We start from the raw sequence: 24,452 nt of genomic DNA on the forward strand, positions 1-24,452 counted from the left end.
GTTGCTCTTTGCTCGTTGCTCTTTGCTCGTTGCTCTTTGCTCGTTGCTCTTTGCTCGTTGCTCTTTGCTCGTTGCTCGTTGCTCGTTGCTCTTTGCTCGTTGTTCTTTGCTCGTTGTTCTTTGCTCGTTGTTCTTTGCTCGTTGTTCTTTGCTCTTTGTGAAGCACAATTATCTTACAAATGAAGAAACTAAACAAACCGCGCAAAAAACAAACCGCGCAAACCGCGCGAACAACAAATCATAGATTCATTGAACACCAAAACAAAATATAAACTCGGTGAGATAAACCGTGCAAATAACAAATCATAGATTCATCGAACACCAAAACAAAATATAAACTCGGTGAGATAAACCGCACAGATTTCTTCGCTCTTTGCTCTTTGCTCTTTGCTCTTTGCTCGTTGCTCTTTGCTCGTTGTTCTTTGCTCGTTGTTCTTTGCTCGTTGTTCTTTGCTCGTTGTTCTTTGCTCTTTGTGAAGCACAATTATCTTACAAATGAAGAAACTAAACAAACCGCGCAAAAAACAAACCGCGCAAACCGCGCGAACAACAAATCATAGATTCATCGAACACCAAAACAAAATATAAACTAAGTGAGATACACCGCACAAAAACAAAAAAATATATAAAATAAAAAGAAGCAAACCACGTTTATACTAAATAGCAAGTATTGGCTGAAAAGAAAGACTTGCTGTTCAAAAGCCCCTCCCAAAAAACAACAACAAAACAATTACCTTGTAAAATAAGTAGTTGTGTACTGCTAATTTAAAAAATAAACAAAAAATCAAGAGGTAAAAACATCAATCTATTTAGATAAAAGGAATAAAACAGAGGATGTTTCGCGAGTAAAGCTTTGCTTTAAAGAATTTTAACTTTTTATGTGTAGAAAGGGCGATTTTTTAAGACAGACAAGAAATGCTATTAGCTTAAAAATAATAAAAGGAATGCTGTGCATAATGGTTAAAAAATGTACCTTTGTGTGCTTAGGGAGAAGCTTAGGCTAAAAACACCTTACTTTTTTATCTGAATTTTTAAGTAATAAGAAAGTAATAAAAAAAAATGAAAAAGGAATATAAGATTGCTGTAATAGGACAAGGCTACGTAGGTTTGCCTTTGGCCTTGGCATTTTCAAAACACTATCCTGTAGTGGGTTTTGATATCAATGCAAAGCGCATTGCGAGCTTGAGAAACGCACAAGACGATACCAAAGAAGCGGACGAAGAGCAGCTGAAGGTATCGTTAATTGCCTACCAAACCTCTGGAGGCATAAAGGGCTACTTGCCTAGTTGCGAGATCAAAGATTTAGCTGAAGCCAATGTGTATATCATTACCGTTCCTACCCCGATTAATCAATTCAATGCCCCTGATTTATCCCCTTTAAAAAGTGCTTCCCGTTTAGTAGGTGAAGTGCTCAAACCCAACGATATTGTTATCTATGAATCAACGGTATATCCCGGATGTACCGAAGAGGAGTGTATTCCCGTTTTGGAAGCTACCGCTAAGTTGGTGTTCAACCGAGACTTTTACGTCGGCTATTCCCCAGAGCGCATTAATCCAGGGGACAAAATCAATACCTTAGAAACGATCGTCAAGGTTACATCCGGAAGTACACCCGAAGTAGCAGAAGAAATCAATCAGTTATACCAGCAAATTATTTATGCTGGCACCCATAAAGCGACGTCAATTAAAGTGGCAGAAGCGGCTAAAGTCATTGAAAATGCACAGCGCGATGTCAATATCTCCTTTGTAAATGAATTGGCGTTGATCTTTGACCGCATTGGCATTGACACACAAGAAGTGTTAGAAGCAGCAGGGACTAAGTTTAACTTCTTAAAGTTTAAACCCGGACTAGTAGGCGGACACTGCATTTCAGTAGATCCCTACTACCTGGCACACAAAGCCATTCAGCTGGGGTATTATCCCGATGTGATCCTTTCCGGACGTCGCGTCAACGACGAGATTCCCGTGTTTATCGCCAGTAAAGTAGTCAAGCTAATGGTGCAAAAAAACATCAATGTCAGCCAGGCAAAAGTGTTACTACTCGGCTTTGCTTTCAAAGAAAATTGCCCTGATACCCGCAATACCAAAGTAGCGAATATCTATGACGAATTAGTGTCCTACGGAATGGATGTAGCGGTGTATGACCCTTGGGTAGCCCCCCAAGAGGTAAAAGAAGAGTACAATATTGAGGTGCTCTCTTCTCAGGACATCCTAACACAACAATATGATGCCGTTGTCTTAACCACAGCCCATCGCGAATTTGATAAATTTAACGTCAGAGAGCTAGTGCACAACAATGGTGTTGTGTTTGATACCAAAAGTGTATTAGCGCAAGACATTGTAGATAGTAGATTATAATAAGATTATACCGAAGGTTATTAGATGAAGAGTATTACTAAAATTTGTTGTGTGGGTGCAGGTTACGTTGGTGGACCGACCATGGCCGTTATTGCGCAGAAAAACCTGCATATTCAAATTACTGTAGTGGACATGAATGAAGCGCGTATTCAAGCGTGGAACAATACAGACTTGGATCAATTGCCGATTTACGAGCCCGGTTTAGACGCAGTTATAGCTGAGGCAAGAGGGCGTAACTTATTTTTTGATACAGACGTAGACAAAGCCATTGACGAAGCGGATATGATTTTCATTTCCGTAAATACCCCAACCAAAACCTATGGAAAAGGAAAGGGGATGGCAGCCGATTTAAAATACATTGAGCTATGCGCCCGTCAAATTGCGCGTGTAGCCAAAACAGATAAAATAGTTGTAGAAAAATCAACCCTTCCCGTGCGTACCGCTCAAGCGATAAAGCGCATTTTAGATCAAACGGGCAATGGGGTAGAGTTTCAAATTCTGTCCAATCCAGAGTTTTTGGCAGAAGGAACAGCGATTCAAGACTTGATGCATCCCGATCGCGTATTGATTGGAGGAGCAGAAACCGAAAAAGGACAAGAGGCAATTGAAGCATTGGCGTCTATTTACGCCGCTTGGGTACCTCAAGAGCGCATCTTGCGCACCAATGTATGGTCGTCAGAATTGTCGAAGCTAACAGCCAATGCGTTTTTAGCCCAACGCGTGTCTTCCATCAATGCTATTTCTGCCTTGTGTGAAGCATCAGGCGCTGATGTAAGTGAGGTGGCTCGTGCCATTGGAACCGATAGCCGTATCGGAAACAAATTCCTAAAAGCCTCTGTTGGCTTTGGGGGGTCTTGTTTTCAAAAGGACATTCTCAACTTGGTGTATATTGCAACAACCTATGGTTTAGAAGAAGTGGCCAACTATTGGGAACAAGTCATCATCATGAACGACTACCAAAAACGCCGCTTTGCAGAAAATATCGTCTCTACCTTATTCAATACGGTAAACGACAAAAAGATAGCCTTTTTGGGATGGGCGTTTAAAAAAGACACCAACGACACAAGGGAGTCAGCGGCTATTTACGTTGCCAATGACTTGATGGAAGAAGAAGCCCAAATTCACGTGTACGATCCCAAAGTAACCCAAATGCAAATGTTGTCCGATTTGGACTATTTGGCTACGCGTGCGCCAGAATCAAATAAAGAACACCTTACCGTACACCAAGATCCCTATGAGGCGCTAGAAAACGCACATGCCGTGGCAGTTTTAACCGAATGGGACGAATTTACAACCTACGATTGGCAACGCATTTACGACAATATGCAGAAACCTGCTTTTGTTTTCGATGGTCGCAATATCCTAAATCGTCAGGCTTTAGAACAAATAGGATTTGAAGTATATACAATAGGAAAAGGAAAATAATTAAAAGCAGCATTAGAACGAATGAGAACAGATTACAAAATTGCCGTAATAGGACAAGGATATGTGGGTTTACCTTTAGCCATAGAATTTTCTAAGCATTTTCCAGTCATTGGATTCGATATTAACAAAGAAAGAGTTGAGGAATTAAACAGAGGAGAGGATCATACCTTAGAAGCTGATTTAGAGCAATTAAATGCATCCTTAGCGAAAGCAAAGCAAACAAGTTTTCAACAAGGATATCTCGCTTCAAATGACCTGGACATATTGGCTAGTGCCAACGTATATATTGTAACTGTTCCAACGCCAATTGACGAGTTTAACGCTCCTGATTTGAAACCTTTACGCGGTGCATCATCAATGTTGGGAAAAGTGCTGAAAAAGGGCGATATCGTGATCTACGAATCTACCGTATATCCAGGTTGTACAGAAGAAGTGTGTGTGCCGTTGTTAGCTGAGTTTTCTGGGTTGACTTTTAATCGAGATTTCTTTGTAGGTTATTCGCCTGAACGCATCAATCCTGGAGATAAGGTGAATACCTTAACAACAATTGTAAAAGTAACTTCAGGAAGTACGCCTGAAATTGCAACGGAAATAGATCAGCTTTATAAAACAATCATCAAAGCAGGTACGCATTTAGCCCCTTCATTAAAAGTGGCTGAAGCTTCTAAAGCAATTGAAAATGCACAACGCGATGTCAATATATCATTTGTAAATGAATTGGCCTTGATTTTTGATAAGGTAGGTATTGATACCAATGACGTGTTAGAAGCGGCAGGAACTAAATTTAACTTCTTAAAGTATAAACCAGGGTTAGTTGGAGGACATTGTATCTCTGTTGATCCATACTACTTAGCACACAAAGCTACCCAATTAGGCTATCATCCAGAAGTGATCCTATCAGGACGTAGAGTAAATGATCGTATGGCTTCTTTTGTAGCCTCCAAAACGATTCAATTGATGATTGAAAAGGATTTACGCATTAAAGCAGCTAACGTTTTGATTTTAGGCGTTACCTTTAAAGAAAACTGCCCTGATGTACGAAATACCAAAGTAGCAGATATTCACAAAGAGCTTAAAAAATATGGTGTAAATGTTGATGTTTACGATCCGTGGGCAAAAGCAGAGGAAGTAAAACACGAGTATGGAATTGAAATAGAAACTAGCTTGCCAAAAGATAAAAAGTATGAGGCTGTTATTATAGCTGTTGCACACCAACAGTTTTTAGCGTTGGACTTTAATGATTTAATGGTAGAAAATGCTGTTGTTTTTGATACTAAGGCTTGTTTAGATAGAAGTAAAGTTGATGCAAGGTTATAATCATATGAATATATTAAGTTTAATAGGCAGAGAAAAAGAATTATTTACTGAAGATATTAGTAAGTATGATTCAGAATTACGACAAATAGTTTCTTCATCTAGTTTTTTAGTTATTGGAGGAGCTGGATCTATAGGACAGGCAGTTACAAAAGAAATTTTTAAGCGCAATCCAAAAAAATTACATGTTGTTGATATTAGCGAAAACAATATGGTCGAATTAGTAAGAGATATCCGTAGTTCATATGGATATATTGATGGAGATTTTCAAACGTTTGCTTTAGATATTGGATCTGTTGAATACGATGCATTTATAGAAGCAGATGGCAAATACGATTACGTATTAAATTTATCTGCACTGAAACATGTAAGAAGTGAAAAAGATCCATTTACGTTAATGCGAATGATTGATGTCAATATTTTCAATACAGATAAGACAATACAACAATCGATTGACAAAGGAGTGAAGAAATATTTTTGTGTTTCTACAGATAAAGCTGCTAATCCAGTAAATATGATGGGAGCTTCTAAACGTATTATGGAAATGTATTTAATGCGTAAAAGTACGCAAATTGATATTTCTACCGCTCGTTTTGCCAATGTAGCTTTCTCCGATGGTTCTTTATTACATGGATTTAACAAACGAATTGAGAAAAAACAGCCCATTGTTGCTCCAAATGACATTAAACGATACTTTGTTGTTCCTAAAGAATCGGGAGAGTTGTGTTTGATGTCTTGCATTTTTGGAGAAAACAGAGATATCTTTTTCCCTAAATTAAGTGAACATTTACACTTAATTACCTTCGCTGAGATCGCTGAAAAATACCTTAAAAACTTAGGATATGAGCCTTATTTGTGTCAATCAGAAGAAGAGGCTAGAGCCTTAGTTCATTCCTTGCCACAAGAGGGGAAATGGCCTTGCCTTTTTACAGCAAGTGATACCACTGGAGAAAAAGATTTTGAAGAGTTCTTCACCGATAGAGAAGTGCTGGATATGGATCGATTTGTCAATTTAGGCGTAATTAAAAATGAGCTATTCTTTGAAGAAGAAAAGTTGAATACTTTCACAACTGCGATTGGTCGTATGAAAGAAAATAAGAGATGGAACAAAGAAGAACTCGTTGATTTATTTCACGCAATGATTCCTAACTTCGGACATCAAGAAAAAGGTAAGTATTTAGATTCAAAAATGTAATAGCATGAAAAATATAGGTAATACAATTGATTTTGTTCGCAATATATATCAAACAGATAAATTCATCCCTTTACATGAGCCGCGTTTCAGAGGTAATGAAAGAAAGTATGTATTAGATACGATTGATTCTACTTTTGTCTCTTCAGTAGGTGCTTATGTTGACCAATTTGAAGTAATGATGCAAGATATAACAACGGCGAATAAAGCAATAGCAGTTGTCAATGGAACGGCGTCTCTACATATTGCTATGCAATTGGCTGGCGTTGGTTCTGGTGATGAGGTAATCACTCAAGCGTTGACGTTTGTGGCAACAGCAAATGCAATCGCTTATATTGGAGCTAAGCCCGTATTCATTGATGTTGATTTAGATACCATGGGATTATCACCTCGTGCATTAGAAAGCTTCCTAGAAGAATTCGCTCAAGTTAGAGATAATCAGTGTTATAATAAAAAGACAGGAAAGAGAATAGCGGCTTGTGTTCCAATGCACACGTTTGGTTTTCCTGTTCATATAGACGAATTAATTAGGGTGTGTGATACGTGGTGTATTCCTATTATTGAGGATGCGGCAGAATCTTTAGGTAGTTACTACAAAGGTAAACACACAGGGAGTTTTGGATTATTGGGGACATTTTCCTTTAATGGTAACAAAACAGTAACATGCGGTGGCGGTGGTGCAATTATTACAAATGACGTAGAAATAGGAACGCGTGCAAAGTTTATTACTACTACTGCAAAACGACCACATCCTTACGAGTTTTACCACGAAGAGCTTGGCTATAATTACCGCATGCCAAATCTAAATGCGGCATTAGCATGCGCTCAATTGGAGCAATTAGACGTGTTGCTCCAAAGCAAACGACAAATTGCACAAGAATATATCTCCTTTTTTAAAGGTGAAGGAATAAAATTTAGAGAAGAAACAAAAGATACACGTGCGAATTATTGGTTAATGTGTGTAGAGCTACAAGACAGAATGGAAAGAGATGCTTTCTTGAAGGAAACAAATGATGCGGGTGTTATGACAAGACCAATTTGGCAATTGATGTACAGATTGCCGATGTATAAAGACTGTCAACGTGATGAACAAATCAATGCAGAGTTTTTGGAAGACAGAATTGTAAACATACCAAGTAGTGCAAGATAGTGTAGAAATAGTTCTCGTAGGGTATTCAGGACATGGATATGTTGTTTATGATGCGGCCTTGTTGAGTGAAAACAAGATCGTAGCCTATTGTGACGTATCAGAAGCGGTTCGAAATCCTTTTGATTTGAATTATTTGGGAAGTGAAAGAAACGACTCCTTTGATTGGCATTCAGATCGATTGTTTGCCCTAGGTATTGGCGATAACAACTTGCGAGTTAGGATTGGTGAGTTTATCTTATCCAAGAATAAGGAGCTTGTGACCATAGTACACCCAAAGTCAACTGTGAGTTCATTTTGTAGCATGGGAAAGGGTGTTTTTGTTAATGCTGGTGCTATAGTAAATGCCTTCTCAACTATTGGAGATATGTGTATTATCAATTCAGGGGCTATTGTCGAACATGAATGTGTGCTAGAAAAAGGAGTACATATCGCACCTGGTGCTGTCCTGGCAGGAAATGTAAATGTCGGACAGCAAACATTTATTGGAGCAAATGCTGTGGTTAGGCAAGGAATAAAAATAGGGAAGAACTGTATTATTGGTGCTGGATCAGTCGTGGTAAAGGACATAGCTGATAACAGTATAGTATATGGGAATCCTGCTAGTTAAAGAAAATATGAAGAAAACAATAATAATAGCCGAAGCTGGTGTAAATCACAATGGTGATCTAGCTAATGCCTTTGCATTAATAGATCACGCTGTTGAAGCTGGTGTAGACTATATCAAGTTCCAAACATTCAAGGCAGATGCCTTAGTTTCAAAAAATGCAAAAAAAGCCGAATACCAAATCGCTAATACGGGCAATGGTAACGATTCTCAGCTGGAAATGTTGAAAAAGTTAGAATTGTCAAAAGAAGACCATACGCAGTTGTTAGCGTATTGTGAGCAAAAAGGGATCAAGTTTTTTTCTACCGCATTTGATTTAGAATCTTTAGCTTACTTAAAAGATGTTGGTTTAGATTTAGTTAAAATTCCTTCAGGGGAAATTACGAACCTGCCTTATCTAAGAAAAGCAGCCCGTTTGTTTAACGAAGTAATCTTATCGACAGGAATGTGTTCTTTAGCCGAGGTAGAAGCAGCATTGGAGGTATTTATAGCAGCAGGGATAGCAAAAGACAATATTACCATTTTACACTGTAATACAGAGTATCCTACCCCAATGCAAGATGTGAATCTAAAAGCGATGAACCTTATTCAAGATAAGTTAGGTGTAGCAGTTGGTTATTCGGATCATACGATGGGAATAGAAGTGCCAATAGCCGCAGTGGCTCTAGGTGCTACAGTAATTGAAAAACATTTCACCTTAGATAGAACAATGCCTGGTCCAGACCATGTTGCTTCTCTTGAACCTCAAGAATTAAAAGCAATGGTTGCCGCAATTAGAAATGTCGAAATGGCTATTGCAGGTACTGGTTTGAAGGAACCAAGTCATTCTGAACTTAAAAATATTGCCATAGCGAGAAAGAGTATTGTCGCAAAAAAGAATATTCGACAAGGCGAACTATTGTCAGAGGAAAATGTTACGGTAAAACGACCTGGGAATGGAATTTCACCGATGAAATGGGATTCAGTTATTGGAAGTAAAGCGATCAAAAATTTTGAAGAAGATGATTTAATTGAAATGTAGAATGAAAAAAATTTGTGTTACTACCGCCACTCGTGCAGAATATGGGTTGTTGAAGCCTTTGATACATGCATTGAATAATCATACTGGATTTCACTTGCAATTATTGGTTACAGGGGCACATTTATCTCCTGAATTTGGCTTGACTAAAAAATTTATTATCGATGATGGCTTTGCCATTGATGAAGAAATAGAAATGTTGGTATCTTCTGATACAGCAGTAGGGATTAGTAAATCGATGGGACTAGGGTTGATTAGCTATGCAGAAGCATTTAATCGACTAAAACCCGATGCTATTATTATCTTAGGCGATCGCTATGAAATGTTAGCTATGGCAGCGGCTGCCACTATTTCAAAAATACCCATTATTCACTTACACGGAGGAGAAATTACAGAAGGGGCTTATGATGATGCAATCCGACACGCAATTTCGAAACTCAGCTATTTGCACTTCACATCAACTGAAGACTATAGACAGCGCGTCATTCAATTGGGAGAAGACCCTATACGCGTATTTAACGTTGGTGCATTAGGTATTGATAATATAAATGCCCTGGCTCTTTTGACCAAAAGTGAGTTGGAAAAAGAATTGGGAATCAAATTTAAAAAGTTTAATTATCAGGTTACTTTTCACCCAGAAACATTAAATGCGATTAGTTCAGAAGAACAGTTTAAAAATTTGCTACACGCTTTAGATAAAGAGGAAGATAGCTTTTTTATTTTCACCAAAGCAAACGCAGATACTGACGGACGTGTAATTAATAGACTGATAGACGAGTACGTGATGCAGCATCAAGAGAAAGCTATCGCTTTCCACAGTTTAGGTGCCTTTCGTTTTTTGTCTGTTGTCAAAGCTTGCGATGCTATTATAGGAAACAGTTCTTCGGGTATTCTGGAAGCACCTTCGCTTCATACGGCAACAGTAAATATTGGCGATCGACAAAAAGGGAGAATTCAGGCTGCTAGCATAATCAATTGTTCCAATGATGTTGAGGCCATTTCAGAAGCAATTCAAAATACAAAAGAGTCAAGTTTTAAGCAAACGCTAGATCACGTTGTCAACCCGTATTATAATGGAGGCGCTGTTGATAAAATTATGAGCGTATTAGAGAACACAAAGGATTTCAAAGTAGTTAAACATTTTTATGATATCGTATGAAAAGTAGCGTAGAAAAACATACAATTTGTCTAGATAAAGGAGTAAGGGATGCATTAGTGAAACTAGATCAAAATGCTCCAAGTTCTATACTTTTTGTTACAAATAAAAACAATCAGCTCATTGGGTCTTTAACCGATGGCGATTTAAGAAGAGGCTTTATTAAAGGATATGATTTTAATACCCAATTGGAAGACTTTATCCAAGCTAATCCAATTTTTATCTATAAGGATAATTATAATTTATCAGAATTAGAAGAATATCGAATTAAACGATTGAAAGTTATACCAATCGTTAACCAAAATAAAGAAATAGTTGATATCTTAGATTTTAATGTGACCACAACACTCATTCCTGCGGATGCTGTTTTGATGGCAGGTGGGGAAGGGAAACGATTGCGTCCGTTAACTGAAAATACGCCAAAACCTCTCTTAAAAGTTGGAGACAAACCAATTATAGAGTATAATATTGATCGCCTCATTCAGTGTGGTATTAAAACAATCAATATAAGTATCAATTATTTGGGAGAGCAACTAATTGAATACTTTCAAGATGGTCAAAGTAAAGGGGTAACGATTCAATATGTTAAAGAAGATAAACCGCTTGGTACAATTGGATCCGTTTTATTAGTGGATGAATTTTATCACGACGATATTATCGTAATGAATAGCGACTTATTGACCAATATTGATTTTGGTGATTTTTATACTATGTATAAATCCTCTGGCGCTGATATGGCTGTTGCCGCAACGTCTTACCATGTAGATGTGCCCTATGCCGTACTTGAGGTTAAGAATGACAACCAAGTTAAATCGCTAAAAGAAAAACCACGATATACCTATTATTCCAATGCGGGTATCTATATTCTAAATAAATCGCTCTTAAAAATGATTCCCGAAGGAACGTTTTACGATATTACGGACTTAATGGAACGCATTATAGAGATGGATTTAAAATTAGTGACGTATCCGATTAATGGATACTGGTTAGACATCGGTAAACACGACGATTTTAAAAAAGCGCAAGAAGATATTAAACACATTAAATTATAACTTTATTATGATTGCTATAATACCAGCTAGAGGAGGATCAAAACGCTTACCAGGAAAGAATATTAAATTATTGAATGGGAAACCTTTGATAGCTTATACTATAGAAGCAGCATTAGCATGCAAATATATAACGAAAGTAGTTGTTACTACTGATGATATTGAAATTGCTAAAGTAGCTGAAAAATATGGCGCATTAGTTCCAGGATTAAGACCTCAAGAATTATCTAATGATACAGCTTCAAGTAATGAAGTGATTAAATATATTTTGAATTCGCAATTAGAAAAAATTGACTCCTGTGTTTTACTACAACCCACTTCACCTCTAAGAAATGGAAAGCATATTACTGAAGCTATAGAATTGTTTATAAAAAAAGATGCAGATGCTGTTATTTCTTTTACAAAAGAACACCATCCTTTGCATTGGAATAAATTTATAAATGAGAATGGAGTAATAGAGGCTATAGGTAATTTGCCTCAACGTGAATCATTTTATCCTAATGGAGCCATCTATGTTTTATCTTTAAATGTCATTGAAAGTAATTTGTATTATACGAATAAAACGTATGCCTATATAATGGATCGTATGAATTCAGTTGATATTGATACTTATGATGATTGGATGTTTTGTAATTATCTATTCAGTTTTAATAATGAAGCACTTTAATTTTTATTGAAGCAAATGTAACAGTTCAAGTAGCAATTGACTACATTGTAAAAACGATAGTAGAAAAATATGGTAGGATAGATGGACTTGTAAATCTAGCTTATCTACGTGCAAGAGATTGGGGCAATAAGTTTGAAGATATCGAGTTAGAGTCATGGCAAAAAAATGTCGATATGCAATTAAATGCTGTATTTTATTTATGCAAAAAGTACTTAAGGTAATGAAAAACCAGCAATCAGGATCTATTGTCACGATAGGATCAATTTATGGAGTAGTTGGAAACGATTTTAGTTTGTACGAGGAATACGGAGGAACTTCACCAGCGGCTTATAACGCTATCAAAGGTGGACTCATTAATTTTACGAAATATCTCGCTTCTTATTTCGGAGAATACGGTATACGCGTAAATTGTATGTCTCCTGGGGGGGTAATCGATGAAAAAAATCAACAACCAAGCTTTATTCGCCGTTATAGCGCTAAATCTCCGTTGAAGAGATTAGGCAAGCCAAGTGAAATGGCTCCTGCGGTTACCTTTTTACTATCTGACGATGCATCCTTTATCACCGGACATAATCTAATGGTGGATGGAGGTTGGACCATAGTCTAAGTTGTACCGTATAAAACAGTTTGAATAGTGAGAAAAATTTACCTGCTGATATTGTATTGCTGCGTGAGTGCCGCCTTTAGTAAAGACATAAATTTACAACAAAGGGGAGTTGTTGGCGATGGTGTATACGATAATTGGTTCCTTATTCAAAGTGCAATAGATGAAGTGATCAATGATGGAGGAGGAACAATCTATTTCCCTAAAGGAGAGTTTGCAATTTACAATAAAACACTAATAATTTGGGGTAGTAATGTTACCTTGAAAGGAGAAAATGCAGCGGAATCCATTATTGTTAAGAAAGGAAAGGCAGGATATTTTGGAGATTGTTTAGGTATAGTTGGAAAAATTAACAGCTATTTTTACTATGGTTCGCTTGGATTAGGTGATTATAACAGAAGAACAATGTATGAAGGTGAAACTATTCAAAGTGAGAATATTCTTGTGGAGTGTCTTGGCATAACGACCGACTTAGACGGCGATGTTTTGGATCGGGCAAATAATGTGGGCATTTTAAATGCTGCAAATGTAGTATTTAAGAAGTGTATCATTTCAAATGCTCCACAAAGTAATGTTGCCGTTGTAAATGATACTAATATTGCCTTAAATCAGGCTATTTCTTTCGAGGAATGTCAATTTGTTAATTCGAAACAACATAACGTTAGGGTAAGCAGTTATAATAAAGGAACGAGTATTGGTAATAGTGTTTCTTTTTATAAATGTAGTTTTTTAAATGTTCAGTCTCCTGATATTTTTCAAAGGGAAGTTGTGGGCCTTCAATTGCATTTATGGTATAGAGGAATAGGAACCCAAGAACAAAATCATGTGCAAATTGAAGATTGTGTGTTTGATGATACAGGTTTTGTTTTTTGCAATGGAATTAATACCAATATGGACATACGTAAAAGTGAGATAGGTAGCTATTTGTTTGTTATCAATCCATTAGGAAATGACGAATCAGCACTTACTATTTCCAAAACTACAATAGATAAAGCTGGTGGATTCAAGCGTATGCTTTCAAAAGTTAAGCAAGAAAATGCAACACTTAAAATCGATTGCGGTTATGTTGAAACGCGATTTGGAATTCAATACCCCTGTGATGATAATTAATAATTTAATGAAGTTTTTGTGAGTTTTATTTTAAAGTTGTTTAAGAGTAAAGTATTTAAGAATATAGGCTTATATACAGTATTGAATTTATTTAATGCAATTATTCCTTTTCTTTTAATACCTTTTTTTACCGCAGAATTAAGCAAGGAGGAGTATGGAGTCATTGATATGTTTAATACTAGCTCATTGATTTTAATGCCTTTAGTAGGTTTAAATATAGGAGCATCTGTTATACGCTTTTACTATGACAAAGATATTGATGTTAGAAAATTATTGTCAACATCAATTAATTTTACCTTTGTTAGTTCTTTTGCTGTAATAGTGTTATTTGTCTCCGTAACGTTGATTTTTAATTTATGGAATCTATATATCATAATAGCATTATTAGCTTTAGGTTATTCTTGTTTTTCTCAAATTAGTGAAATTTTACTATCCTATTTTAGAGCAACTGAAAATCCTCGAGCGTTCGGAATTTTTAGAATTTCTAAAACATTTACAGATTTTGGAATTTCTGTTTTTATCATACTTTATGTTTATTCAGGTTGGGAGGCTAGGGTTTTTTCAGCAGTCCTGATTTCTTTCTTATTTAGTTTAATAAGTTTATTCTTTCTCTTGCGAAAAGAGCTATATTCTCATTCAGTTTTCGATAAAGGTTTGTTAAAAGAATGTTTATTATATAGTAGTCCTTTGATTATTCACAGTATTAGTGGATACTTAATGTCATATGGTGATCGCTATTTGATCCTGAAATATTTTGACATCGGACAAGTAGGAGTTTATGGAGTAGCTTCTCAGATAGGCTTATTGATGGCCTTTGTTTCTAATTCATTAAATCAAGCTTGGACGCCACATATGTTTAAAGTGTTAAGTAGTTCAAATGTGGTTGCAATAAAAAAAATGTTGAGGCTGAATTATTTCTTTTGCCTTTTCTTTGTCTTCTTGGCTGTATTTATTTATTTAATGATTCCATTTATTTATAAATTCGTTATACATGGTAATTATGTTTTAGACTTTAAAATTGTAGGTATTATTGTCTTAGGGTATTGTTTTAATAGTTTTTATAAAATCTTTGTCAACATTATGTTTTATTTTAAAAAGAGTTCACTGTTATCTTTGTATATGCTATTATGTGCAATACTAAACTTTGTCCTTGCTTGGTATTTATTACCAATCTTAGGGTTATTAGGTTCCGCAATAGCTTCTTGTATTACTTTTGTCGTTCAGTTTGTATTAGTTTATTATCAGTATGTTAACCTAATAAAAAAGAAAATATGAAAAGTAAAGAGTTTTGGTTTGCATTAACTGTTTTTCTAACTACAATAGCAGGAATGCCTCAAGAGTTATTGTATATTGCACTGGCTTTATTTGGATTTATTACCTTTTTTAGTGCCTTAAAGAATAAATTATTATCACGTAGTGATTACCTATTAATTCTATTTATTATATTAAATGTTTTATTCTTTTATTATGGTCAAATATTTAACCTAGATATAGATAATCGATTTATAGATGTAGAAAGGAGTAATAGTTTTTTTCCTTATGGTGTTTTTATTGTTTCTAGCATATTTATTGCTCGTAAATTTAATGTAGATGTTTGGAAATATTTATTGTATTTTATCTTAATAGAAATTGTAGTTGGTATTTTTGAATACATCTTAGGAGTCCCATATATTATTAAGGCCACTGTTGTTACTGGAGATACCGAATTTGGTAGTACCGATTTGTTGTATTACAACCGTGTTTATGGATTAAGTAGTAGTAGTAGTGTTTTTGGACAAAAAATACTAATAGGATTAGTTCTATTTCACCTATTAAAAAATTCTATAAATTATAGAAAAATATCCCTAGTTCTTTTGTTAGCGGGCTTGTTTGTTACTTTTAATAGGACGGTTATTTTGGCGGTGATAGTTTTCGTTTTGCTGTATTATTTCAAAAATTTTATATATAGTTCAATAAAAGTAAAATTGACTATTATGCTAGGGTTTGTCTTAACCTTTAGTTTAATTTTCGCTAAGTTCGGAACTATAATTAATCAATTTTCTCGTGGAAAAGGAACCGTAGATGCCACAGGGAGGGATATGATTTTCCCCACATTTATTGAGATATTTAAAGATAATTTTATTTTCGGTAATTTTGGAAGTAAAGTATATATTATGGTTAATGGACATTCTTACCATGCGCATAATTCGTATTTAGAAACATTAACGAGCTTAGGTATTATATTATCTTTTATCTTGTTCTATTATTTGTGTAAAAATATTAAAAGAAATCGTTTTATATATGTATTGCCTTTTTTGATATATTCAATGGCTCAATATGGTTTGTTTTGGGGGATTTCATTATTTGATTTAGTTTTTTTTAGTATAATATTTATAAAGGATGATTCAGTATTTAATAATAAAATATAAATCCTTAAAACAGGATATTGCAAGTATAAATTGGAATAGTAGTTGGGAAGAAGAAGAAAAATATTTGGTGGAATTAAAAGATGAGCGAAGTAGATATCCTGATGACTTTGAGTTTGATTCTCTTTTCCAATATAAGGCACAAGTATATCATTTAAACAAAAAGAAGCGAACAGTGTTAGCTTTTTTATCCACTATAACTGTTTTCTATCTTTTATTACTATGTTTTTGTAATTACATTAAGTTTTTTTTAAAAAAAGAAAAGAGTAAGGATAAGAACAAAGTCGCTTACTTTTATTCCAAAAGTATATTCTCTGAAAAAATTCAAGTGAATAAAACATTACATTTTATTGCAGTTAAGGATCTTTTTTTAAGTTGCAATGACCTATTATTTATTTTTAAAAGCTTTCGAAAAATAGGATTTAATGTAAATATCTTATCACCTACCATTTTTAGGGTTGCTCAGGTAGCGTACGCAAAAAAGAAGTATGGGATATCAGAAGCATGGGTTAATATGGAGTATAGTTGCGCTTCTGGTATTTTACATGCTTATTGTAAAAAACATGATATATTATTGATGAATTTCATGCATGGAGATAAGGTTCTCAGTTTAAGAGATTCATTTAGTAGCTTTGATTTTTTTTATTGTTGGGACCAAGCGTATAAAGAAATTTTTGAAAAACTATTAACTAATAGTCAAATAATTGTTGAATCTCCTTTTGCCCAAAACATTTTATTAAATACAGGTGTAACAAAAAAGCTATGTTATTTTTTTCATGGATGTGAAACTTTCGAAGAGATAGAATTAATTCGAGAAAATTTGTTCTTCTTAAAAACAAATGGCTTTACTATATATTTAAAAGATCACCCAAGGAATGAATGTAGGAGTTCTTATTTTGACTACGAGGTAGTAGATACTTCAAAAAGAATTAGTGATGTATTAGTAGAGCATGATTACATTATGTCTCAATATTCTACTGTATTATATGAAAGTTTTTTTCAATCAAATTGTAATTTGATAATTGATGATATTTCAAATAGAAAATATTTAAAGTTAAAGGAAAGAGGATGGGGGAAATTATTTGAAGAAAATTCAAGAGTTTTCTTTATGAGTAAGATGTTGAATATATAAATTTTTAAAATGATAAGAACTATTTTTTTTCTAATCTTTAATATACTTAGGTATCCAATTCATGTATTAAAAAAGAATAAAATTTCATGGAATTCTAGGATGTCTTCTAATATTAAGATTTCTAATAGTGTAGTTGGAAATTATACTTATGTTGGTTGTAATACAGTCATTAATAATACAAAAATTGGTAATTATTGTTCTATTGCTCCTGGCGTGCAAATAGGAGGTATGGAACATTCTCATTGGTGGTTTTCCACTTCTACTACTTTAAGTGATAAATGTATTAGTGATAGGGTTACCCATATAGGTCATGATGTGTGGATTGGTGCTGGAGTAATTGTAAAACAAGGAGTTAAAATTGGTGATGGTGCGGTTATAGGTGCCATGTCTTTAGTGACAAAAGATGTAGAAGCGAATACAATTGTGTTTGGTATTCCTGCAAAATTATATAAAAATAGATTTAGTGAAGAAGTGTTTAAGAGTATTCAAGATTCAGATTTCTATAATAAAGATAGTTTCGAAGCTAAAAAAAGTTTAAGTAGATTAGAAGAGAAGTATGATAGAAATTAGTATTGTATGTCCAACTTATAACGAAGAAAAGTACATTCATACTTGTATAGCTTCATTAGTAAGACAAGATATAGAAAAAGAAGAAATTGAAGTGATCTTCGTTGATGGTCAAAGTACAGATAAAACTGTTGAAATAATCAAGGAATATCAAAAACAGCATACTTGGATTAAGTTGTTGAATAATCCAGAGCGTATCGTTCCGTATGCCATGAACTATGGTATTCAAGCTGCTACTAGCAATATTGTTATGCGAATAGATGCCCATTCGCACTATGCAGATAATTATGTTTCGGTGCTAAAAAATGCTCTTTTAAAATACGATGCTACGAATGTAGGAGCTGTTTGTAAGACAGATGTTTTAAATAAGAATGCTAAAACATTAGCCATTCGCGAGGTGTTGAGTAATCCTTTTGGAGTGGGAAATTCTTTATTTCGAATTGGAGTTAATCAAATAACGGAAGTAGATACCGTCCCTTTCGGATGTTACCGTAAAGAGGTATTCGCTAAGTATGGCTTATATAATCCAAAATTAGTTCGAAATCAAGATATTGAATTGAATAAGCGTATTAAACGTGATGGCGGCAAAATATTGTTGATTCCTGATACCTATTGTACCTATTTGGCCAGAGAGACATACCAAGCTTTGGCAAAAAATAATTATCAAAATGGAATGTGGAATATATTGACGGTTTATTATACAAATGCAATGGACTCACTGTCATTAAGACATTTCATTCCTTTATTATTTGTATTGGGATTGATAGTTCCCTTTTTGTTAAGTTTTCTTTGGTGGCCTTTTGGTATGCTAAGTGGCTTAACCTTTGTGCTGTATTTTTTATTAGTTAGTATTATTTCTTTAAAAGCATTTATGAGTAAGAAAATAAATGTGTTTTATATGGTGCTTACTTTCTTTGTATTGCATATTTCCTATGGAGTAGGGTCTTTAGTTGGTTTGAAACGCGTATTATTTAAACAAGTATGATAGTAAAAAGAATTTTTGATTTTTTAGCATCCCTTTTTGGGTTGTTATTTATTTGGCCCTTGTTACTGATTGTAGCGATTATGATTAAAGTAAAAATGCCAGGTGGACCAGCTATTTTTAAACAGAAAAGAGTAGGACAACATGGACAGTTGTTTACAATGTATAAATTTCGTTCTATGACAGTAGGCCATAGTGGGTCTTCTGTATCTGTTCGAGGTGAGAGTCGTATTACTCCTTTTGGAGCTAAGATTCGAAAATATAAAATTGACGAACTTCCTGAGTTGTGGAATGTTTTGATTGGTGATATGAGTTTAGTAGGACCTAGACCAGATGTTCCAGGCTATGCTGATAAGCTAGAAGGTGATGACAGAAGAATGCTTCTTTTAAAGCCAGGTATTACTGGACCAGCAAGTTTGAAGTACAAAAATGAAGAAGAGATTTTAGCAGAACAAGAAGATCCGATCAAGTATAACGATGAAGTTATCTTTCCCGATAAAGTAAAAATAAATATCCATTATTTAGACAATTGGTCTTTTGTAGAAGATATCCGAATTATAGTTAAAACAGTTTTTGGGTAATTACAGATAGTAGTAGTAGGTATACATACAAATAAATTACAAAAAAATCCACTCCTAGCGAGTGGATTTTTTGTTTCCCATAATTACGTAAAAATTACATAAAAAATACGCATCCGTCAAGAATTACTCCTTACCTTTAACACTTCCAAATTCGATAAAAAATACAGCAAGATGAAAACAAAAATCTGGTTATCTTCTCCGCATATGGGAGGAGGCGAACAAAAATATGTAAACGAAGCCTTTGCAACGAATTGGGTGGCTCCCTTAGGGCCAAATGTAAACGGTTTTGAGCATGATTTAGAACAATTTTTAGGCGAGGGGGTACAAGTAGCTGCCTTGAGTTCAGGTACAGCCGCTTTGCATTTAGGCCTAATCAATTTAGGTGTAGAAGCAGGTGATGAAGTAATTTGTCAGACGATGACCTTTTCTGCATCTGCAAATCCAATCGCTTATTTAGGCGCAAAACCCGTGTTTGTGGACAGTGAAACTGAAACCTGGAACATGTGTCCGCAAGCATTAGAAGAAGCTATTAAAGCACGTACTATCGCAACAGGCAAAAAGCCAAAAGCAATTATTCCCGTTCACTTATACGGAATGCCCGCTAAAATGGACGAGATTATGGAAGTGGCGAATCGCTATGAAATTCCCGTACTCGAAGATGCAGCAGAAGGATTGGGCAGTACCTATAAAGGGCAACAATGTGGAACCTTTGGAACGATGGCTGGATTGAGTTTTAACGGAAACAAAATCATCACTACTTCAGGTGGAGGTGCTTTAGTTTGTAACACCAAAGAACAAAAAGACTATACCGTATTCTTGTCTACACAAGCCAGAGATAATGCGCCACATTACCAACACTCCCATATCGGATACAATTACCGTATGAGTAATATTATTGCAGGAATTGGACGTGGTCAAATGGAGGTGTTGAATGATCGCATTGCAGCACGTCGTGCGAATCACTTCTTTTATCAAGACCTATTTGCTTCTATTGACGGAGTAACCGTGTTTGCTGAACCATCAGCAGATTACTTTTCTAACCATTGGTTGAGCTGTATTACAATTGACGAAGCCGTTTGCGGTAAAAACAGAGAACAATTGCGCTTAGCCTTATTAGAAGAAGAGATTGAAACCCGTCCATTGTGGAAACCAATGCACAAACAACCTATTTTCGAAGACGCTCCATACTATGGAGGAACGGTAGCCGAAGAGTTATTTGAAATCGGACTCTGCCTGTCATCAGGAAGTAATATGACTGATGAAGAACGCGAACGCATTGCAACAGCAGTACGCGCCTTTTTTAAGGCTTAAAACTATATAAAAGGATGTTCCAGACGAACATCCTTTTTTTCATTCTATATACTATCATTATACGTTTTGCTGATCAACTGAAACCTCTTTTAGTTGGTGCAGCAGGGTGACTACTTCCAATACGCGGTGTACATCTGTAGGCGTTAAAAAGAAGTCATCACCTTGAGAAGAACAATGCTGTACGTAGTAGTAAAAAAGTTCGTTTATACTTTGCGCATAAGCAGTAAAGCTTGCTTGTTGTTCATAAAGCGCTTGCAGTAGCGCTAAGTTGTGCTGTTCGGAGTCTGTGTGTAGGAAAGGGGTTGCATTCATGGTTCTAAGATTTAAAAAAATGAACCCGTACAAGTTAGATGCCTTAAGCTCTTAGTAGCTTTACGGTTGTTTCCAATACCGTCATCCTATCATACGGGTATATATTTTTTGGATTTTTCCACTAAGAATAAAGGACTATAAAAATACTACATAGAAACTACAAATTAAAATGCAACACATTGATTGTGTGTGTTTTATTTGAATATATAATGACATTTCAAATGTTTGTTTGATATTTTTATCTTTTAATCTGTGCTATCGGAATGTAGTTTTAGCAACAACCACAAGTGGATCATACAGCTGTTGTGCCTTTGCGCTTATTGCTCACAAACAATAACGTTGACCATTTCTTTTAGCATCTGTCTAAAACCTGTGCCGTATTTTTTTTCTAGTTCACTTGCAGAAAGACAAGTGGTAAAATGCAAGCGCGGATAGGTGAGGTCAAAACGCTGTTCATAAAAATGTTCGAGTGTATTGTAAACCACATCACAAGTAGAACCGTAGAACTTTGCCTGTTGTTCCGTTCCTATATTATCTAGGCATATTGCCTTGGCATTTGGCGCAAATAAAGGCGTAAAAGCTTCATACCCTTTGCATGAAAACTCTTGAGCCAGGAGTCTGCTACTCTTTATGTCGTAAGTGCGTCTGCGCGAAAAAAAGTACTGAATCAACCGCATATACGCCGTTTTTCCCGATTGTCGTTCACCCATCAACAACAGCCCTTTATTCCCGTCGAGATCGTGTTTCTCCATGTTTACACTATCCCCAATAGCGTAGATAATTAATTTGAAAAACGTTTGTCGTTGATGAAAACTCATCATAAAATGATGCCCATAAATAGCAATACCGCGTTCGAGTATAAAGGCCTCACAGCGTTGGATATCGTATATCTTTTTTTTGTTTTCCTTATCGATTACAAAGATGTCTTCTAAGTTTAATTTAAAGTGGCTCATTAAATTTATTTTTTAAATGGGTTGTACTTTGGTTTTGATTTTCTTCTTTCTCCTTTTGTTGTTTTAATAAGTGACCCGCTGCTTGCTTTGTTCTTGGATCACTGCTCGGTCTACTACTCGGTGTACTACTCGGAGCAGGTACTGCTGTAGTAGCGTTGTTTGCTTCAAGCCCAGCAGCAGTAGAAAGCTGCTGTTTTATGAGCTGTTGATAGGGAACAATAGACACTTCACTCACGCCGTATTTTGACTTCGTTGGCTTGTAAATAATCCATCCCCAGGCGTTTAGTTCCCGCATGCATTTGCTGTAGGTGCTGTTGCTGCCTATTTTACAGAGGTTTACCATATGTTGCCGATTAATTCCGAAGGAAGGGGCAAACCTATGTTGGTTCCACAGGTGAAAGAGCATCACATATAAAGCAATATGCGTAGGGGTGGCTTCGGTCTTGGTTTTTATAATCTCAAACCAACTGTTTAAATGTTTAATATAGTTCATCGTTCTAGTCTTGAAACATCGAATATAGTCGGTCAAGGCGTATTTTAACCTTTACTAATAGTTTTGATTTGTTTTAAAGCTGTGTATATTTTATGGAATAATGGCTCTTTTTACGATTTGTTGTATTTTTTTCTTGTCTTTTTTTTATTTAGGCCACTTTATATAAATTAATTAAAAGATGAAAAAAAAGCTAAGCCAGTGTATGCAACAAAAAATGCAATTAATTGAAAAAATTGAACAGATTTCGAAGATTTCTGTTGAAGAATGGTCAGCCTTTACCTACCAATGGAGACAATTGCTCCAAGATATGTGCACAATCGCACACAGCCAAGGCTTTAGATCACACAAAGAGGAGTGCTTTTTCTATGAAAACCAGTTTGCCGAAGTTCATTATTACTATCTGTATTGTCGTGAAATGGCTTTGTTCCACAGCTCACTTCCTTCACTTCCCAACGAAAGAAATGTGTATATCGACCAAAAATTACAGCACTTTAAGCAGTATCGATTGCAGTGGTTTGAACAATTTACCGCATTTTGTGCAACTAGACTTCAGACAGATTATACCGAGATCAAAGCCTGTGTTCTAGCTAAAGATTCGCATGAGGATTGGCCCTTTTTTGATCCTCAATACCCCGCCTATAATGGGGCTTACTTTAGCGCCTTACAGCTGATTATTCAGCAACTTGAACACGAAATTTTTTATGGTGTTACACAGCCTAAACCCCTTGATTTGAAGTGGAAGCGACCCAAGACAGATTTGTGTTTGTTGGTTTATGCAGTGTGCTATTGCAATGGAGAACCTCAAGAAAGAGATAACTTGATCAAATGGGCAGACGCTTTTGGTGCACTGTTTGGAATAGAAATTAGTAAAAACTTTTTTCAAATGCTACATGCATTTAAAAAGCGAAAGAATATCACGCCTAATTTAGTGACAGCGATGTATCAATTTATAAAGGACAAAATGGACGACGATGTAAAATAAGGAGTCTGCCTAAGGCGAGTCTTAAAGCATATAGGTGGTCGTTTAGCAAGGCCTAGGTTGGTGCATGGAAGCAAAGTAAAAGAGGACAGAACGCAAAGGAACTGTCCTCTTTTGTGTTGTGTTTCTGTAACAAGACCGAACCTAAGTACCCACCCTAACACAAGTAGGGGGGTCTCATCCTAACACCCAAGGGGCCTTGTTACACCTAAGTTTCCTTTTGAGGTAAAAAGCGTCTGCCTATTCTTCGTCTACCGTAATTTGACTAACGGCTGAAATAATACCACCTGCTAGGGCTACATACGTAGCAACAGTAGTAACAATGGCAGGCAAGGCAATTGGTGCGGCGAGAATACTCCCGCTAATAGCGGCTAAACTTAAACCAATGGTGCGCAAGATTTTGAAAAATCGCGGTGTGGGAGCTTGGGCTCTCAGAAAAATTTGTTTCATAGTTTTCCTTTTTTGATTTGTTGAACAATAGTTAATGCTTGTGCTTCCTGTATTTGAAGCTGTACGCCTTCGTCAATAAGCGCTTCTTCTACAGTGTCGAGTAGCTTGCGCATAGCTAATCGCGAACGACTCCCCCAAATGGGGGTAAGAAGCTGACTGACGGGGGCAATACAACCTTTCAAGTCGTATTTTGCATTGTTTGCAGGGTGAAACAAAATCAGTGTTCGATCAGGCACTTTCTTCACTTCAAGATGAGATTTGAAGCGCTCATTGTGCCGATGAAATACAGGATAGGTTCCCTCTGGTATGCATGAGATATACGCTTGATTGGCCACCCATGGAAGCTCTAGGGTCAGGCAAATGTCTTGGCCGTCAAATTGCAGAAGCCCATGTGTGGCTTCGGGCAAATACAGCCGATGTAATACTAGTGTACGCATACAGTTATTTTTTTTGTTTTGTTGTTCTTATTTCCTCTATGGCAAAGGTGTCAGAAACTTTTGAGCTGTAAAACTGGTAGGGGAGTGTTTGGGAATAAGTGTACATATATAGGAGTAAAAAAGGTGAAATTGTCCTTCTCGATTCCTGATGAACCGAGTAGCGTACTATTGACTATTTCGTGCCCATTACGGCTAACTTTATC

The 24,452-nt window shown here is 35.8% G+C and carries 24 protein-coding genes and 1 pseudogene; 20 read left to right on the top strand and 5 right to left on the bottom strand.

What is annotated here, in order from left to right; genetic code table 11:
* Positions 1-1,059 precede the first annotated feature (1,059 nt).
* The 19 genes and pseudogenes from HX062_RS11000 (at position 1,060) to HX062_RS11090 (ending at position 20,625) form a co-directional block, all read left to right on the top strand.
* Positions 1,060-2,358 carry a nucleotide sugar dehydrogenase gene (locus HX062_RS11000; RefSeq protein ID WP_286467429.1) on the top strand — a complete coding sequence of 433 codons (1,299 nt, stop codon included), beginning with the start codon at positions 1,060-1,062 and terminating at the stop codon, positions 2,356-2,358.
* A 24-nt stretch (positions 2,359-2,382) separates the two neighbouring features.
* On the top strand, positions 2,383-3,783 hold the full coding sequence (locus HX062_RS11005) for a UDP-glucose 6-dehydrogenase (protein WP_286467430.1): 1,401 nt from the start codon (positions 2,383-2,385) through the stop codon (positions 3,781-3,783).
* Between the two features lie 21 nt (positions 3,784-3,804).
* Entirely contained in the window at positions 3,805-5,100 is a 1,296-nt protein-coding gene (locus tag HX062_RS11010) for a nucleotide sugar dehydrogenase (protein ID WP_182626515.1), read from the top strand.
* 4 nt (positions 5,101-5,104) lie between these two features.
* Positions 5,105-6,292, top strand: a complete 1,188-nt coding sequence (locus HX062_RS11015; protein ID WP_182626516.1) for a UDP-N-acetylglucosamine 4,6-dehydratase — start codon at positions 5,105-5,107, stop codon at positions 6,290-6,292.
* 4 nt (positions 6,293-6,296) lie between these two features.
* Positions 6,297-7,439 (top strand): LegC family aminotransferase, encoded by a 1,143-nt coding sequence (locus HX062_RS11020; protein ID WP_182626517.1) that lies wholly within the window; start codon positions 6,297-6,299, stop codon positions 7,437-7,439.
* Complete coding sequence (locus HX062_RS11025) at positions 7,429-8,046, top strand: acetyltransferase (protein WP_286467431.1); 618 nt, start codon at positions 7,429-7,431, stop codon at positions 8,044-8,046. The genes HX062_RS11020 and HX062_RS11025 overlap by 11 nt, the downstream gene beginning before the upstream one ends.
* A gap of 7 nt (positions 8,047-8,053) precedes the next feature.
* Positions 8,054-9,064 carry an N-acetylneuraminate synthase gene (gene neuB / locus HX062_RS11030; RefSeq protein WP_182626519.1) on the top strand — a complete coding sequence of 337 codons (1,011 nt, stop codon included), beginning with the start codon at positions 8,054-8,056 and terminating at the stop codon, positions 9,062-9,064.
* 1 nt (position 9,065) lies between these two features.
* The gene (neuC, locus tag HX062_RS11035) at positions 9,066-10,220 is read left to right on the top strand and encodes a UDP-N-acetylglucosamine 2-epimerase (RefSeq protein ID WP_286467433.1); all 1,155 of its coding nucleotides are present in this window, start codon (positions 9,066-9,068) and stop codon (positions 10,218-10,220) included.
* Complete coding sequence (locus tag HX062_RS11040; RefSeq protein ID WP_182626521.1) at positions 10,217-11,269, top strand: nucleotidyltransferase family protein; 1,053 nt, start codon at positions 10,217-10,219, stop codon at positions 11,267-11,269. Before neuC ends, HX062_RS11040 begins: the two co-directional genes overlap by 4 nt.
* A gap of 7 nt (positions 11,270-11,276) precedes the next feature.
* A complete protein-coding gene (locus tag HX062_RS11045) occupies positions 11,277-11,933 on the top strand; it encodes an acylneuraminate cytidylyltransferase family protein (protein ID WP_286467434.1) in 657 nt (218 codons plus the stop codon).
* 56 nt (positions 11,934-11,989) lie between these two features.
* Positions 11,990-12,540, top strand: a pseudogene (locus tag HX062_RS11050) (SDR family oxidoreductase).
* A 27-nt stretch (positions 12,541-12,567) separates the two neighbouring features.
* Entirely contained in the window at positions 12,568-13,647 is a 1,080-nt protein-coding gene (locus HX062_RS11055; protein WP_286467435.1) for a glycosyl hydrolase family 28-related protein, read from the top strand.
* Between the two features lie 18 nt (positions 13,648-13,665).
* Positions 13,666-14,922: a lipopolysaccharide biosynthesis protein gene (locus tag HX062_RS11060; protein WP_286467436.1), complete on the top strand. Its 1,257-nt coding sequence runs from the start codon at positions 13,666-13,668 to the stop codon at positions 14,920-14,922.
* Positions 14,919-16,055, top strand: a complete 1,137-nt coding sequence (locus HX062_RS11065; protein ID WP_286467437.1) for an O-antigen ligase family protein — start codon at positions 14,919-14,921, stop codon at positions 16,053-16,055. The genes HX062_RS11060 and HX062_RS11065 overlap by 4 nt, the downstream gene beginning before the upstream one ends.
* The gene (locus HX062_RS11070) at positions 16,027-17,184 is read left to right on the top strand and encodes a hypothetical protein (RefSeq protein ID WP_286467439.1); all 1,158 of its coding nucleotides are present in this window, start codon (positions 16,027-16,029) and stop codon (positions 17,182-17,184) included. Before HX062_RS11065 ends, HX062_RS11070 begins: the two co-directional genes overlap by 29 nt.
* Before the next feature lie 9 nt (positions 17,185-17,193).
* On the top strand, positions 17,194-17,754 hold the full coding sequence (locus HX062_RS11075; protein WP_286467440.1) for a CatB-related O-acetyltransferase: 561 nt from the start codon (positions 17,194-17,196) through the stop codon (positions 17,752-17,754).
* On the top strand, positions 17,741-18,736 hold the full coding sequence (locus tag HX062_RS11080; RefSeq protein WP_286467441.1) for a glycosyltransferase: 996 nt from the start codon (positions 17,741-17,743) through the stop codon (positions 18,734-18,736). Before HX062_RS11075 ends, HX062_RS11080 begins: the two co-directional genes overlap by 14 nt.
* A complete protein-coding gene (locus tag HX062_RS11085) occupies positions 18,733-19,314 on the top strand; it encodes a sugar transferase (RefSeq protein ID WP_286467442.1) in 582 nt (193 codons plus the stop codon). Before HX062_RS11080 ends, HX062_RS11085 begins: the two co-directional genes overlap by 4 nt.
* 171 nt (positions 19,315-19,485) lie before the next feature.
* Positions 19,486-20,625: a DegT/DnrJ/EryC1/StrS family aminotransferase gene (locus HX062_RS11090; RefSeq protein WP_286467443.1), complete on the top strand. Its 1,140-nt coding sequence runs from the start codon at positions 19,486-19,488 to the stop codon at positions 20,623-20,625.
* A gap of 57 nt (positions 20,626-20,682) precedes the next feature.
* Here HX062_RS11090 and HX062_RS11095 read toward each other — a convergent pair whose 3' ends face one another.
* The 3 genes from HX062_RS11095 to HX062_RS11105 all read right to left on the bottom strand — a co-directional run bounded on the left by HX062_RS11095 (position 20,683) and on the right by HX062_RS11105 (position 22,383).
* Complete coding sequence (locus HX062_RS11095; RefSeq protein WP_286467445.1) at positions 20,683-20,937, bottom strand: hypothetical protein; 255 nt, start codon at positions 20,935-20,937, stop codon at positions 20,683-20,685.
* 317 nt (positions 20,938-21,254) lie between these two features.
* On the bottom strand, positions 21,255-21,890 hold the full coding sequence (locus tag HX062_RS11100) for a hypothetical protein (RefSeq protein ID WP_182626536.1): 636 nt from the start codon (positions 21,888-21,890) through the stop codon (positions 21,255-21,257).
* A complete protein-coding gene (locus HX062_RS11105) occupies positions 21,877-22,383 on the bottom strand; it encodes a hypothetical protein (RefSeq protein WP_286467446.1) in 507 nt (168 codons plus the stop codon). Before HX062_RS11105 ends, HX062_RS11100 begins: the two co-directional genes overlap by 14 nt.
* Positions 22,384-22,561: 178 nt before the next feature.
* Between HX062_RS11105 and HX062_RS11110 the strand changes: the two genes are divergently transcribed.
* A complete protein-coding gene (locus HX062_RS11110; protein WP_286467447.1) occupies positions 22,562-23,365 on the top strand; it encodes an RteC domain-containing protein in 804 nt (267 codons plus the stop codon).
* A 237-nt stretch (positions 23,366-23,602) separates the two neighbouring features.
* Here HX062_RS11110 and HX062_RS11115 read toward each other — a convergent pair whose 3' ends face one another.
* Together HX062_RS11115 and HX062_RS11120 are read right to left on the bottom strand one after the other, a co-directional pair.
* A complete protein-coding gene (locus HX062_RS11115) occupies positions 23,603-23,812 on the bottom strand; it encodes a hypothetical protein (RefSeq protein WP_182626539.1) in 210 nt (69 codons plus the stop codon).
* A complete protein-coding gene (locus tag HX062_RS11120) occupies positions 23,809-24,249 on the bottom strand; it encodes a DUF5675 family protein (protein ID WP_286467449.1) in 441 nt (146 codons plus the stop codon). The genes HX062_RS11115 and HX062_RS11120 overlap by 4 nt, the downstream gene beginning before the upstream one ends.
* Positions 24,250-24,452 lie beyond the last annotated feature (203 nt).

The organism is Myroides sp. DF42-4-2, from assembly GCF_030326445.1.
Classification (GTDB): domain Bacteria; phylum Bacteroidota; class Bacteroidia; order Flavobacteriales; family Flavobacteriaceae; genus Flavobacterium.

Excerpts from the sequence above, each read along its gene's own strand:
- HX062_RS11120 (WP_286467449.1), bottom strand. The coding sequence starts at position 24,249 with ATGCGTACACTAGTATTACATCGGCTGTATTTGCCCGAAGCCACACAT.
- HX062_RS11020 (WP_182626517.1), top strand. The coding sequence starts at position 6,297 with ATGAAAAATATAGGTAATACAATTGATTTTGTTCGCAATATATATCAA.
- HX062_RS11100 (WP_182626536.1), bottom strand. The coding sequence starts at position 21,890 with ATGAGCCACTTTAAATTAAACTTAGAAGACATCTTTGTAATCGATAAG.
- HX062_RS11000 (WP_286467429.1), top strand. The coding sequence starts at position 1,060 with ATGAAAAAGGAATATAAGATTGCTGTAATAGGACAAGGCTACGTAGGT.
- HX062_RS11015 (WP_182626516.1), top strand. The coding sequence starts at position 5,105 with ATGAATATATTAAGTTTAATAGGCAGAGAAAAAGAATTATTTACTGAA.
- HX062_RS11110 (WP_286467447.1), top strand. The coding sequence starts at position 22,562 with ATGAAAAAAAAGCTAAGCCAGTGTATGCAACAAAAAATGCAATTAATT.
- HX062_RS11105 (WP_286467446.1), bottom strand. The coding sequence starts at position 22,383 with ATGAACTATATTAAACATTTAAACAGTTGGTTTGAGATTATAAAAACC.
- neuC (WP_286467433.1), top strand. The coding sequence starts at position 9,066 with ATGAAAAAAATTTGTGTTACTACCGCCACTCGTGCAGAATATGGGTTG.
- HX062_RS11115 (WP_182626539.1), bottom strand. The coding sequence starts at position 23,812 with ATGAAACAAATTTTTCTGAGAGCCCAAGCTCCCACACCGCGATTTTTC.
- HX062_RS11070 (WP_286467439.1), top strand. The coding sequence starts at position 16,027 with ATGATTCAGTATTTAATAATAAAATATAAATCCTTAAAACAGGATATT.
- neuB (WP_182626519.1), top strand. The coding sequence starts at position 8,054 with ATGAAGAAAACAATAATAATAGCCGAAGCTGGTGTAAATCACAATGGT.
- HX062_RS11005 (WP_286467430.1), top strand. The coding sequence starts at position 2,383 with ATGAAGAGTATTACTAAAATTTGTTGTGTGGGTGCAGGTTACGTTGGT.
- HX062_RS11040 (WP_182626521.1), top strand. The coding sequence starts at position 10,217 with ATGAAAAGTAGCGTAGAAAAACATACAATTTGTCTAGATAAAGGAGTA.
- HX062_RS11075 (WP_286467440.1), top strand. The coding sequence starts at position 17,194 with ATGATAAGAACTATTTTTTTTCTAATCTTTAATATACTTAGGTATCCA.
- HX062_RS11080 (WP_286467441.1), top strand. The coding sequence starts at position 17,741 with ATGATAGAAATTAGTATTGTATGTCCAACTTATAACGAAGAAAAGTAC.
- HX062_RS11095 (WP_286467445.1), bottom strand. The coding sequence starts at position 20,937 with ATGAATGCAACCCCTTTCCTACACACAGACTCCGAACAGCACAACTTA.
- HX062_RS11090 (WP_286467443.1), top strand. The coding sequence starts at position 19,486 with ATGAAAACAAAAATCTGGTTATCTTCTCCGCATATGGGAGGAGGCGAA.
- HX062_RS11010 (WP_182626515.1), top strand. The coding sequence starts at position 3,805 with ATGAGAACAGATTACAAAATTGCCGTAATAGGACAAGGATATGTGGGT.
- HX062_RS11065 (WP_286467437.1), top strand. The coding sequence starts at position 14,919 with ATGAAAAGTAAAGAGTTTTGGTTTGCATTAACTGTTTTTCTAACTACA.
- HX062_RS11085 (WP_286467442.1), top strand. The coding sequence starts at position 18,733 with ATGATAGTAAAAAGAATTTTTGATTTTTTAGCATCCCTTTTTGGGTTG.
- HX062_RS11045 (WP_286467434.1), top strand. The coding sequence starts at position 11,277 with ATGATTGCTATAATACCAGCTAGAGGAGGATCAAAACGCTTACCAGGA.